Consider the following 13,478-nt stretch of genomic DNA (forward strand, 5'->3'; position numbering starts at 1 on the left):
GACTTTTCCGGCAAAAGTTAAGTATTCAGGTCCAAATCAGAATCTATACACGACGTATGCAGTCGTCTGTTAAACCAGCTGGTGAAATGAATTGCCATATCGATATATTGCGGATCTGCTTTTTGGTTATGGGGATATTCCAACTGATCGAAAATAATTTCCTGATCGTGTATATGACAACCCAAGAGCAGTGGCGTAGATAATTCTGCATGACTGACATGAAAAGCAACGTATTCCCCTTCTATGATCCGCTGTGCATAACTGGCGGCCAGACAGTTCTGAAAAATCCGAGCTTCCTCAATAATCTGGTCTATATTTTTTAGCTCTTCAAATTTCCAGTCAAAATAATAGAAATGTGCTTCATTCGTCAGACTTTTCCAGTCCTTAAGTGCAAAGTCCTTTTTCAGTCGGGCAATAATTTCCTGCTTCTGAATCTGGTCATGCCAGGCAATCGCCTGAATAAACAAGCCCTTCCAGGTCAGACTTTTTGGAATATTTTTATGTAAAGCAAAATATTCTGCCAGATAGTCACGTACATAACTGTCAAAAATTGATTCGCGCACATTGGCATCTTGCAGATAAAACAGCTGTCGAAACTCAGTCAACTGAATCCGATAACGCTGCAACTCGGTATAAAAATCGCGATTTTGTTGAGTAGCTGGCCGGATATATTGCTGTACCGCTTCAGGCAGATGAGAAGTTGCTTTATGTAAATGCTGCATATAGGCCTGCATGACCCGGCTTAAACCCATATATACCTTCTTGGTGGTGCAATCATCCATCTTGACTACTTCGCGCATCAGGCCGATCCACTCGTCCAGATACAGAATTGACGGACTGATAGCGATCCGGTGGTCATTAATCGGCTGACGTGTTCCTTTTAATACTACGGATTTGTTATCCGGATGCGTGAACCATTTATGCTGTATGGCATACTGATGCACACTATGAATAAATAACCGCGCTGAAGCATATTGAAAATATTGCAAGGTCGCCAGCAGCACCTGTGGATGTACCTGATGAGTATTCAGGAAACTGATCGCCGTGACTGTAACGCGTACACTACTGTGCTGAATATTCGTGCTAATCCAGTCCAACACTTCAGCAGACTGCTTGAACAGCCAGTTGATCGCCCGATTACAGTCAAACAACGGCAGTTTCGCGACCTTTTTCTGCCATAACTGATGATTATTTTCCAGAAAATGCTTCTTGCTCAGCAGATCATCCTGTCCCCAGGTATCACGGTTCATCAAACGCACGAAACCCAGCATATTGCTATGCTCCAAGGCATGTCTGAACAGGAGTTCAATATCGTTTACATGATCATTCAGTTCATGCAGATTAAAGCGTTCCTCAAAGGACAAACTCATAATACGGTAGATTGCCGGATGCAAAAATTGTGCTGCGCTAAAACAGAATTCATCCAGACTGTGCATAAGTCCCTGAATCGAAAGAAAGTCAGCGGGCGCTAAATATTCTAAGGAAAAAATCTTCTGCATTTGCTGCAAGATGTTTTGAGGTGGTTCTTTTCCGTATAAGATACAGTCACTCATTACTGGCGTGGTATACAGACCTGCTCTTCTCATCAGATGATCAATGATTTCTGCCTGCACAGAGGAAAGCTGCTGCACGAATTTCAGCACACGTGCAGGCCCATTGACCCATTGATAGACCTGTTCGATCAGCAGCTTACGTAACTGTTGTGCTTTATCACGCAAGAATAGGGAATGCTGGGGTTTTAAATCACCAGTCAGGAAATGGATATCCTGTAAAAAGAACTCTTCCAGAGTGTCTGACTTGTGATGCTGCACACTAAAATGTAGTTCTGCCAGCAACTGCGCTGTGCCCTGCTGAATATGCTGAGGCGTATGCAGCTGGATATGAAACAGGCCATTTGCCAAGACGATCCGATATCTTTCATGATCCAGCTTGAACATATTCTGGGCATTTAAATTCCCCACAATGTCCCACTGATCCTGATAAATATCATGCAAGCAATCTGAAATACGAAGCAACTGCTTGGCGAGCTGCTGATACTGCGGTACTAAACTCTCCTGTTCCATACACGCACCTAAAATGGACTATAAACTCATTTAAGCATATTCAAGTCATCTGACACAGACCAGTAAAATAGCTCATATAGAAAAATAATTCACAAAATAAAATAAATCAGATAAACAGCCCGCATTTAAACCCAGTTCATTTTTATTTTTCAGGATTTAGGTGATAGCTCGGATGCCCGGATATTTTTTAATTCTTCAATTGCCTGATAGATCTGTTGCTGAATCTGATCACGGAATAGTGTCATATCTTCTTGGCTTTGGATATGAGAGACAGATAAAGCTGGCTGGAACTGAAAATAGAAAGGTAACCGTTTTGGAAAAAGACTTTTCGGCAAGGAAGGAATGACATCCCCTTTACGCAAAAGTTTATTGAGCGCTGAAACTTTGAGTAATTTCTGAAAGTATTTATGTTCTACAACCTGACGGGCATCAAAGCCAATTTCGAAAATTTCATCACCGCCCAGAGCAGCAAACGGTATGATATCGTAGTCAAATTCTTGCGCCAGCCTTAAGAAGCCATAACGCTGTTTCCAGATCAGCTGGTACTGCTCGCCTTGGCGTTTCAGCACTTCTCGTCCTCCACCCGGAAAGACCAGAATCGAATAACCTTGGCGCATAACTTCACGCACATATTCCTGCACACCATCAATCGCGCCAAACTTCCTGAAGATTTCACGCCAGAGCGGAATATAAAAGTGGCTGTGGTCCGCAATACTGACCACAGCCACTTTATGTTCGTTGTACAGGTAATCAATAATCATGGGTGAATCAAATACCCCATAGATCGAATGATTACCGACATACATTGCAGGTCGCGAAGCATCAATGTGCTCAGCACCGAAAAAGGTCGGCGTAAAATACAGTTTGGACAATCCGCTTAAGTGTTTGATCCAGGCTGCATCATGCTTAACCTGCAAGATGTCTGCTCCCGCTTAAGCGACGTGCTTTTTCACCAGGATTGAGCCTACAGAGTAGCCCGCACCGAATGAACATAACACCCCATATTCGCCGTCATTTACTTCATTTGCCGTACGGTGCAATGCAATGATGACACCTGCTGAAGATGTATTTGCAAACTCGTCCAAAATCAATGGTACCAGTTCTGATTTTGCGTGTTCTTTACCTACGATCAGTTTCAGAATCAGCTCATTCATGTTCACGTTCGCCTGGTGCAACCAGAAACGTTTTACATTGGTCGGTTCAATCTGGTTCTTTTCCAGCTGCTTGGTGATCATCTTCGCAACCAGCGGACAAACTTCTTTAAATACCTTACGACCGTCCTGACGGAAACGGTTGTTATCGATATCAGCATCCACTTCGCTTAGGTTCAGGTAACCAAAGTTATTGCGAATGTTGTTTGAGAACTGGGTGAACAGTTCAATATCTTCAATTTCGAAACCAGTTTTAGTTTCAGTCTCTTCAATGATTGAAGCAGTAGCGACATCACCAAAGATGAAGTGACAGTCACGTGAACGGAAATCGGTATGACCAGAGGTGATTTCAACATTTACCATTAATACGCGACGCGCGCCCGACTTGATCGCATCAGCGGCCTGCTTAATCCCGAAAGTCGCTGCAGAACATGCCACGTTCATGTCATATGCATAGCCTTGAATACCCAAAGCGGTCTGGATTTCAATTGCAAGTGCTGGATAAGCACGCTGAATATTCGAACATGACAGAATCACAACATCGATGTCTTCTGCAGTCACACCTGCATTTTCCATCGCCTGTTTCGCCGCAGCTACGCCCCACTCTGCCTGAATAGACAATTCGTCATTTGAACGTTCATGCAGTAAAGGACGAAGACGTTTTGGATCCAGAATACCAGTTTTCTCAGCGACATAACGGCGTTTGATGCCAGAAGCTTTTTCAATAAATTCTGCACTCGAACCACGCAATTCTTCAATTTCGCCCGCAGCGATTTTGTCAGCATTCTCGAGGTTATACTGTTCCACATAAGCATTTAAACTTTCAACTAACTCTTCATTGGTAATGAAATCTGTTGGATGAAACAGACCAGTACCTGTAATGCGGATGCCCATGTAAAACTCCTTTTAGAAATTACCTATATGTTAACTGATTCCAAGACGATCCCATACTTTTTGTAGGCGATTCGGAGAAACCGGTGCTTTAGTTTTCATCGGTTGTGAAAATAAAGAGATCCGCAATTCCTCAACCATGAAATACAGTTCTTTCAGGCGAGCGTCATTTTTAAACTGGAACAATTTTTCCATCCAAGGGTCAATTTGATCAATGGCAGAATCATCCCTTTGTAAATTATTTGGCAAACGGTCAAGACGCAAAATCAGTGCCTTGAGATAGCGTGGAAATTCAATCCAGACATCCGCTGGTACAGAATAAACAAAGTCAGAAAGATTCATCAAATCTAGCTGATCCTCAATGTCATCAATGTTCTTGCCAAACACAGAACCGTCTAAAACCAACAATTTCCGGCGTATTTCCTGCCACTGGGTATAAATATCGGTAATATCCCGTAAAGCAGCTTGACCATAAGTCAGGAAAGATTTTTTTACATCTTCTAACAACTTTTGGAACTCTTGCGCATTGACAGGAAGCTCTTTTATTGCCATCTGGAGTGTGGCATAAACTAACATTTGTTCCAGTTTAGCTTTATCACCCAAGGGTGAATAGGCCAATGCCAGTGGTTTAGAAATCTGTTTTTTCAGTTGGCGAATCAGATCACCGAGCTGCATATGCACCAGACGGATTACCCCGGCACGATGCTGACGAATCGCTTCAGCCTGATCATTAAAGGTCTGAATCACCACACCAGATTCATCTTTCTGTTCCAGGGCAGCAAAGTCTTTAGTGGGTACCAGAGCCTGGTATTGTTTCACCACCACACCTGTCACTTTTTGCGAAGCTTCAAATACAAAGCTTTCCGGGAAAGTTTTGTATTCACCTTTCAGCTGTTTGACTGGACTATGTGTTTCAGTACGGCAACGAGCTTTCAGCTCTTCCAGATCGCGGCCCTGTTCAATGACACGGCCTTTCTCATCAATCACCTTAATTAAAGGCAATAGATACTGCTCAACGCGTTCCAGTGAAAAGTTTTTTTCGGTAATCTGTTCACCACGCAACTGGAATGCCAGAAAGCTAAAGATATGCTTTTGCAAATCTGTCGCATCAATACGTGCCATTAACTTACGTGCAGTATCCGGAATTGGTACCAGATTACGTCGTTTATCTTTTGGTAATGCTTTTAATAAAGCTTCGATCAGGTCCTGACGCCAGCCTGGAATTCCCCAAGACCAGAGATTTTCATCCACTTGAGGCAAAGCCTGTAGTGGAATACGAACGGTCGCTCCATCTTCATCATGGCTTGGGTCAAAACGATAACTGGCTGCCAGACGTAACTCACCATTACGCAAATAGTCCGGGAACTGCTGCGTGGTCGGACGGTCATTCAACCATAATGCATCATCATCAATAAACAGATATCGCGGATCTTGAGGTTCTACCGTAGCACGCCAGTCTTCGAAACTACGGCGACTTGCCACTTCTGGCGGCACTTTGGAAGCATAGAACTGATAAATGGTTTCTTCATCCACTACCAGATCACGACGGCGCAGCTTGTCTTCAACCCGTTCCACTTCTTCAAGCTTGAGCAGATTATGCTTCAAGAATGGTGGCGTAATTCCCAGATGACCTGTGGTCAGGGCATCACGCAGGAAGATTTCATGTGCAGCTTCCTGATCTACTTTCTCATAATTGATCTGACGCTTAGGTTCAATGATCAGACCAAACAGTGAAATCTGGTCATATGCATTTACTACGCCGGCTTTTTTAGACCAGTGCGGTTCAAAGTAATGGTGTTTCACCAGATCACGTGCAGCGAGCAGAATCCATTCTGGCTCAATTTTGGCAAGCGTCCGTAAATACACCTGTGAGGTTTCTACCATTTCAAAGGCCATTACCCAAGGGGTATTGGTCTTATGCAAGGTCGAAGCCGGAAATACACGCGCCTTCTGCTGACGCACCGCCATAAACACATTACGCTCATCAGTCTTGTTGGCAATGAAAGACAACAGACCGGTTAATAAGGCACGATGCAGATTTTCATAGCTGGCTTTCTTTTCATTAAAAGACAGATTTAAGCCCTTAGCGAGGTCAACCAACTGTTCATGAGTTTTTTTCCATTCACGTAAGCGCAGCCAACTGAGGAAATGATTCCGCGCAAAAGTACGGCGCTTGTTCTCGCCCATATTTTCACGATTGGCGTGCAGGGTTTCCCATAGCTTGATATAAAACAGGAAATCTGAATCTGCTTCACGGAACAGCGCGTGTTTTTGATCAGCCTGCATCTGCTTGTCAGCTGGACGTTCACGTGGGTCTTGGACAGCCAGCGCAGCAACAATCACCAATACTTCATTCAAAACGCCGAAATGCGCTCCACCGAGAATCATCCGTGCCAGACGTGGATCAATCGGCATTTTTGCCATTTGATAACCAATCTTGGTCAGCTCATTTTTCTTCTCGGACATTGCTCCAAGCTCAATTAAGAGCTTACGACCATCATTTACCAAACGGTGATCTGGTGGCTCAATAAAATCGAATTCTTCCAGTGAACCCAGTTTCAGACTCTGCATTTGCAGGATGACTGATGCCAAGTTAGTTCGCTTGATTTCCGGTTCAGTAAACTCAGGACGACTTAAAAAGTCTTCTTCTGAATACAGGCGAATACACACACCCGGCGCAATACGACCACAACGACCTTTACGCTGATTCGCTGCGGCCTGGGAAATCGCTTCAATTGGCAGGCGCTGTACACGTGAGCGATAGTTATAACGCGAGATACGGGCAAAACCGCTATCAATTACATAACGGATGTTCGGCACTGTCAGTGCAGTTTCCGCCACGTTGGTCGCGATAATAATGCGTCGACCACCACCAGAGGGGTTAAAGATTTTTTGCTGTTCAGCTAAAGCCAGTCGTGCATACAATGGTAAAACTTCAGTATGTCGTGGACCATGCTTGATCAGAGTCTCCTGAAGCTCACGAATTTCCTGTTCAGTACTGGCAAAAATCAGGATATCGGCATGTTCAGGATGACCTTTCTCTTGCGCATCCTGAAAACATTCTTCTACGGCGGCTACGACTGCACGGGGCAGGTTTTCTTCAAAATCATCAAATTCATCGTCATCACTACCGCCAATCGTCATTTCAGAAATTGGACGATAACGCAGTTCAACCGGATAGCTACGACCTTCGACTTCAAAGATTGGTGCACCATTAAAGTAGTTACTAAAGCGGTTTACATCCAGTGTAGCTGAGGTAATGATAACCTTCAGATCTTTACGACGTGGCAGTAACTGCTTTAGATAACCCATGATAAAGTCGATGTTCAATGAACGCTCATGTGCTTCATCGATAATGATGGTGTCATATTTGGTCAGGAAGCGGTCATTGGCCAGTTCAGCCAGCAAGATACCGTCCGTCATCAAACGAACCAGAGAATCCTGCGAACCCTGCTCATTAAAACGAACCTTAAAAGAAATTGACTCGCCGAGCTTTTCCCCAACTTCTTCTGCGATACGTTGCGATACACTACGCGCAGCCAGACGACGTGGCTGGGTATGACCAATCAGACCGGTCAGACCACGTCCGGCCAGCATGGCAATTTGAGGTAACTGTGTAGTTTTACCAGAACCGGTTTCACCGGCTACAATAATCACCTGATGCTTTTGAATCGCGGCAATTAGCTTGTCAGTGTACTGGGTAACCGGCAGATCCTGATTCAGCTTAATATTCGGAATACGTTCAACACGTTCTAGAACTTTTAAGTGCGATTTTTCGAATAATTCTTGGTATTGTTTTTCATTGGCATCCTTACCCTTATGTAAACGATTTAAACGGTGGAGGTCACGTGCCATCACCCAGTTTTCGACATTTAAACCCTTCGCAGCCAAGTCAGCGCCCTACAACTATTCTAAAACATACTATTCTACTCACTTTCATACATTTTCCCAATGTACTTATGCGCACTTAGATCGTAATTTGGTTGTTGCAGCGTGACTAAAAGCTATGATTTACATTGCGCTCGGATCTGGAGCTGATTCGTATTTTTAAAATATTGCCAGCAAGTAAATACTCAGGCTTCTCTCTCAATACCCAGAGCTATCCATTTCAAGTCAAAACCCAGAGCTATCCATTTCAAGTCAAAATTTTAAAATAAGCCATAAAATGCTTAGGCTATTTAAAAAAGACACCTTTGCTTACGACTGATACGATTTACTTTTCACATATCATCAAACTACAAGATATTTATAAAATCAGGAGCTTCGCAGTCTTCAGATTCTCAAATTAAATCAATTTATTTGAAAAAAATAAGATTTTTTTAAGCTTTACCCTTGAATTTTGTCGCGTAAAACATCATGTTCTTATGCAGGTTGATGACCAAACATGTTTTGTCATCCAGGCAGCTCTGGCTATGCCGAATGTACATAAAGATGACTTGGGTAAACTGGCAGTCAGTTACATAATTCGGTTTTTCCGATTTTTGTAATGTAAAAATACCATTTTAGCTAAGACCCAAAGTTCGATACTCTTATTCAAAATTAAAGACTAACCTCAATCATGGAGACAATGATGAGCTTGATTAATACTGAAGTTAAACCATTTAAAGCAACTGCTTTCCACAATGGCCAATTTGTTGAAGTTACTGAAGCTGACCTTAAAGGCAAATGGTCTGTAGTATTCTTCTACCCAGCTGACTTCACTTTTGTTTGCCCAACGGAACTTGGTGACCTTGCTGATAACTACGCTGAATTCCAAAAACTAGGTGTGGAAATCTATGGTGTTTCTACTGACACTCACTTCACTCACAAAGCTTGGCACGACACTTCTGACGTAATTGGTAAAATTCAGTACCCATTAATCGGCGATCCAACTTGGACTCTTTCTAAAAACTTCGAAGTTCTAATCGAAGCTGACGGCCTTGCGGACCGTGGTACTTTCGTTATCGATCCAGAAGGCAAAATCCAAATCGTTGAAATCAACGCTGGTGGTATCGGCCGTGATGCTCAAGAACTTCTTCGTAAAGTTAAAGCAGCTCAGTACGTACACGCTCACCCAGGCGAAGTTTGCCCAGCTAAATGGAAAGAAGGCGAAGCGACTCTTGCTCCTTCAATCGACCTAGTTGGTAAAATCTAATCTGTATTAGATTGCACTGATTAAAAAAAGCCACGCATTTGCGTGGCTTTTTTATTTGAACAGTATCAGGCAACTTTACGCTGTGCACCAGCTGTCGTCTGAATCACATCATGGATGAATTTCAATTTCTGTTGCACGATCGGATTAATCAGGAAAGGATAAAAGTCATCCTGCCCCATACTGCGGTTCAAGCTATTCATGGCAAAAGCTACGGGTAACCAGGCCTGATAAATTTCATCAAAATTACAGGTGTAATAAGGATTTATCCGCTTTACCAAGGTCATGAACTGATCATCACGTTCTTCTACTACATGTGGATGGATCTGCATGCCGAAGGAATCGGCAGTTTCCAGCACATCGACGATGTGCAGATAGTGTGCCCAGGTTTCAGCCCAGTCCTCCCAAGGATGCATGGTGGCATATGTACTAATATAACGCTCCATCCAGTCTGCGGGTGATCCTTGATGATAATGCCGATCTAAAGCTTCCTGATAGTCCATGCGCTCGTCCCCAAACAGTTGCCGGCAAGGCTCCAGAAATTCGGTGTTATCTACCAGTACATCCCAGTAATAATGCCCAATTTCATGCCGAAAATGCCCAAGCAAGGTGCGATAAAGCTCCTCCATATTCTTGCGTTCCATGGCGCGTTCGACATCATCTGCTTCTGCAATATTAAGGGTAATCACTCCATTATCATGTCCAGTCATGACTTTAGGTTCATCAGGATTATTTGGATTGGCCTTAAAATCAAAAGCTAAACCAGATTCAGGATTTTCCTGCCGAGACTGCAACGGCAACTTCCAGCGCAATAAAGAATAAACCAGGCGATGTTTTGCGAGTTCAATTTTATGCCAACGCAGTCGATACTGGGGTTCATTTAAATTGGGAATCACACGATTCAGGCGACAAGCCAGACAGAAGTCATGCGGATCTTCTTGCGGAATCACCCAGTTACATACCGCATACTCGGCATTAGCACAATAACGGTATTTGGCCTGTGTATCTGGTTCTGTCAGTATTGATCCATCTGCATTGGATTCTAAAGCCACCATCAACATGGTCGAGCTATCAAACCCCAGCAGATGTTGACATGCAGTACAGTAATTATTATCAAAATAAACAGGTTGATGGCAGTGGGAGCACTTAAATAATTGCATGTATAAATAACTCTGCTTCGTTCTTGTTTTCTCCTCATCTTAAAGCAGTTTTTTTTAACTACCTTAAATTTTTTGTAGCATTTTCTTGCAACAGGTATCCAGAGTTTGCATATTTTTTGCTTAATTGAAATGTATCGTTTCTTGATGAAGATTTTACCCTGAGCTATTGATTGAATTGATCATCCTGGAAAGGCTAAGAAAGAAAATAAATTTACAAAGCAACTATATAGAACTCAGTGCCCTTGAATTAAGTTCAAGAGATAGACCAATAAGAATTAAATCTAAATCTTCCTGTCTATTGGAGGTGTAGTATGGCTCTACTTTTAACAGTAATTTCCTGGAAATATAATCCTTCAAGCCGCCAGCTTAAAATTTTCTATGACAATGGTTTAACCGAGCTTTATCATCCAGTGCCCGAATATATTTATGACAACTTACTCAGGCGTCATGACAAGGCGGCCTTTGTGAAAAAATACCTGGAATATGATCTTAATTTTACCCGAATTTACAGTGATTAAAACCCGGCTATTTACTCGAAACTATTATTGAAAAGTAATCAGGAGTAAGCCTGCACCGATATCCACTGTAGAAGAAACAAAACGCTTATCCAGATCGACCAATGCCCTGAAAACTGCTACCTGCTCTGCATGAGAAAGTACATTATCCACTACAAGTAACCCACCCTGCCGTTGCAACAATTGCGGCAGGTAGCTCCAATATTCAACATAAGCATCTCGCTCAGCATCCAGCAGAATAAAATCGAACTGCTGCTGACAGGATTGTAAATAATCCAATGCATCTATTACCTGAAAATCGATATAACTGTCCAGCTTTAAATATTGAGCATTTAACTGGGCTTCTTTCGAGCGCTCAGCATCAATTTCCAGAGTCACCATGCGACCTTGCGTGCTTGATAAAGCTTCGGCCAACCATAAAGTGGAATAACCTGTAGATGTTCCGATCTCAAGCACGCATTTAGACTGTTGTGCACGAATAAGTATAGAGAGAAACTGTGCCGATGCAGGTTCGATATTACGATAGCGCTGTAACCGATCACTTAGATCAGCATCATGCGCACTAAAGCGAGCATATAATTCACGAACATAGTTTTGAAAATGACTTTTGTGTTCCACGCTCTACCCTCTTATTCAAATGATTAGGTTTTATAGTGCTGTGATCAGTTTAAAGCGCTCTAATTCACGGTCGTCATCTAAAGTTATCACCTCAGTGAACATACTGAGTGGACGCACCCAGATTGAATAGTCACCGTATAGACATTGATAAACTACCAGCTTTTCTTCAGTCTCACTATGCGTGGCGACATGCAGAACCTGGTATAATTGACCTTTGTAATGCTGATAAATTCCGCGTTGAAGTTCCATTATTTTATTCACTCGATTAAAGCAGATTCATCTTAACTGAAAATTATCACAATATCGCTAGATCACTTGAAAATTCCATTATTAGCCCGATATAAACTTGATATTAATGATGAAATTTCCATTTCATCTAAATTTCCGATTGAATAAATAAAAACTACCTGTTTTACCTATTCCCCTATTTCACTTAATATTCTTTCATCGAATAAATTATTACTCCTTTGGAGACGTTAGCAATGTTAGATAAAAATACAGCAGCCCAATTAAAAACCCTTTTAGAACGCCTTGAAGGACCAATCGAACTGGTAGCCACTTTAGATGCTTCGGATAAATCTGCAAAAATCAAAGAACTTGTAGAAGAAATCGCTGCACTGTCTGATTTAGTGACTGCCCGTTTTGATGGTACCAACAAACGTGCACCAAGTTTTGGTGTGGCTAAAGCCGGTGAACAGCCTCGTGTTTTCTTCGCAGGCCTGCCAATGGGTCATGAGTTCACATCGCTGATTCTGGCATTGCTGCAAACTTCGGGTTATGCACCGAAAGTATCGAATGAAGTTCTTGAATCGATCAAAGGTTTAGGAATCAAGTCCGACTTTGATGTGTTTGTCTCTTTAAGCTGTCATAACTGTCCGGATGTGGTTCAGGCACTCAACCTGATTGCTATCTATAACCCAGGTACAACAGCAACCATGATCGATGGTGCTTTCTTCCAGGAAGAAGTTGAAGAACGTAAAATCATGGCTGTACCTATGGTGTTCCAGGACAATGAACACATCGGTCAGGGTCGTATGACTTTGGAAGAAATCATTGCCAAGCTGGATACGGATTCTGCTGCCAAAGATGCGGAAAAGCTGAATGCCAAAGAAGCGTTTGATGTTCTTGTGATTGGTGGTGGTCCTGCGGGGAATACCTCTGCAATCTACGCAGCGCGTAAAGGCATCAAAACCGGGATCGTGGCTGAACGTATGGGCGGTCAGGTCATGGATACCATGGACATTGAGAACTTTACTTCAGTGCAAAAGACCCAAGGTCCAAAATTTGCTGCCGAGATGGAAGCCCACGTACGTGAATACGGTGTCGACATCATGAACCTGCAACGTGTATCTGACATCAAGGGTGCAGATGAAACTGCCAACGGTCTGGTTGAAGTGACTTTAGAAAATGGTGCCAAGCTTGAATCTAAAACTGTAATCCTGTCAACCGGTGCACGCTGGAGAGAGATGAATGTTCCGGGTGAGCAGGAATACAAAACCCGTGGTGTTGCCTACTGTCCACACTGTGATGGTCCACTGTTCAAAGGCAAACGTGTTGCGGTGATTGGTGGTGGTAACTCGGGTGTAGAAGCTGCGATCGACCTTGCTGGTATTGTTGAGCATGTCACCCTGGTGGAATTTGATACCAAACTACGTGCGGATCAGGTACTTCAGGACAAACTCAACAGCTTGCCGAACACCACGGTGATCAAGAATGCGCTTTCAACAGAAGTAGTGGGTGATGGTTCACAGGTAACTGCACTGAAATATAAAGACCGTGCGACCGATGAAGAACATACGGTTGAACTTGCAGGGATCTTCGTTCAGATCGGTTTGTTACCGAATACGGATTTCCTGAAAGAAACCAAAGTTGAGTTAAGCAACCGCGGTGAGATTGTGATTAACGAGCGCAATGAAACCAATGTGAAAGGTGTATTTGATTTGAATCTA

10 protein-coding genes are annotated in these 13,478 nt (G+C 43.0%); 3 read left to right on the forward strand and 7 right to left on the reverse strand.

All coding sequences use genetic code 11. The features are described 5' to 3' along the window. Nucleotides 1-17: 17 nt before the first annotated feature. The 4 genes from ACS72_RS04245 to hrpA all read right to left on the reverse strand — a co-directional run bounded on the left by ACS72_RS04245 (nucleotide 18) and on the right by hrpA (nucleotide 7,960). Nucleotides 18-2,063: a hypothetical protein gene (locus ACS72_RS04245; protein WP_048881326.1), complete on the reverse strand. Its 2,046-nt coding sequence runs from the start codon at nucleotides 2,061-2,063 to the stop codon at nucleotides 18-20. Between the two features lie 149 nt (nucleotides 2,064-2,212). Beyond that, a complete protein-coding gene (locus tag ACS72_RS04250; protein ID WP_048881327.1) occupies nucleotides 2,213-2,980 on the reverse strand; it encodes a lysophospholipid acyltransferase family protein in 768 nt (255 codons plus the stop codon). Between the two features lie 15 nt (nucleotides 2,981-2,995). Further along, the gene (locus tag ACS72_RS04255; RefSeq protein ID WP_004892730.1) at nucleotides 2,996-4,108 is read right to left on the reverse strand and encodes a beta-ketoacyl-ACP synthase III; all 1,113 of its coding nucleotides are present in this window, start codon (nucleotides 4,106-4,108) and stop codon (nucleotides 2,996-2,998) included. Between the two features lie 30 nt (nucleotides 4,109-4,138). Then, nucleotides 4,139-7,960 (reverse strand): ATP-dependent RNA helicase HrpA, encoded by a 3,822-nt coding sequence (gene hrpA, locus ACS72_RS04260; RefSeq protein ID WP_048881334.1) that lies wholly within the window; start codon nucleotides 7,958-7,960, stop codon nucleotides 4,139-4,141. A 715-nt stretch (nucleotides 7,961-8,675) separates the two neighbouring features. On the opposite strand from hrpA, the gene ahpC reads away from it, so the two are divergent. Further along, nucleotides 8,676-9,239: an alkyl hydroperoxide reductase subunit C gene (ahpC, locus tag ACS72_RS04265; protein WP_004815527.1), complete on the forward strand. Its 564-nt coding sequence runs from the start codon at nucleotides 8,676-8,678 to the stop codon at nucleotides 9,237-9,239. Between the two features lie 65 nt (nucleotides 9,240-9,304). Here the strand turns inward: ahpC and ACS72_RS04270 are convergent, their stop codons facing one another. Beyond that, nucleotides 9,305-10,396, reverse strand: a complete 1,092-nt coding sequence (locus ACS72_RS04270; protein ID WP_048881328.1) for a putative zinc-binding metallopeptidase — start codon at nucleotides 10,394-10,396, stop codon at nucleotides 9,305-9,307. A gap of 311 nt (nucleotides 10,397-10,707) precedes the next feature. Here ACS72_RS04270 and ACS72_RS04275 point away from each other — a divergent pair, with 311 nt between their 5' ends. Beyond that, on the forward strand, nucleotides 10,708-10,914 hold the full coding sequence (locus ACS72_RS04275; RefSeq protein WP_004892722.1) for a KTSC domain-containing protein: 207 nt from the start codon (nucleotides 10,708-10,710) through the stop codon (nucleotides 10,912-10,914). Between the two features lie 24 nt (nucleotides 10,915-10,938). Here ACS72_RS04275 and ACS72_RS04280 read toward each other — a convergent pair whose 3' ends face one another. After that, a complete protein-coding gene (locus tag ACS72_RS04280; protein ID WP_048881329.1) occupies nucleotides 10,939-11,529 on the reverse strand; it encodes an O-methyltransferase in 591 nt (196 codons plus the stop codon). Between the two features lie 30 nt (nucleotides 11,530-11,559). Further along, complete coding sequence (locus ACS72_RS04285) at nucleotides 11,560-11,778, reverse strand: DUF1653 domain-containing protein (RefSeq protein WP_048881330.1); 219 nt, start codon at nucleotides 11,776-11,778, stop codon at nucleotides 11,560-11,562. 233 nt (nucleotides 11,779-12,011) lie between these two features. On the opposite strand from ACS72_RS04285, the gene ahpF reads away from it, so the two are divergent. After that, nucleotides 12,012-13,478 (forward strand): alkyl hydroperoxide reductase subunit F (gene ahpF / locus ACS72_RS04290; protein WP_048881331.1); only part of this gene is annotated, 1,467 nt, incomplete at its 3' end.

This window comes from Acinetobacter sp. VT 511 (assembly GCF_001077515.1).
Lineage (GTDB): Bacteria > Pseudomonadota > Gammaproteobacteria > Pseudomonadales > Moraxellaceae > Acinetobacter > Acinetobacter schindleri.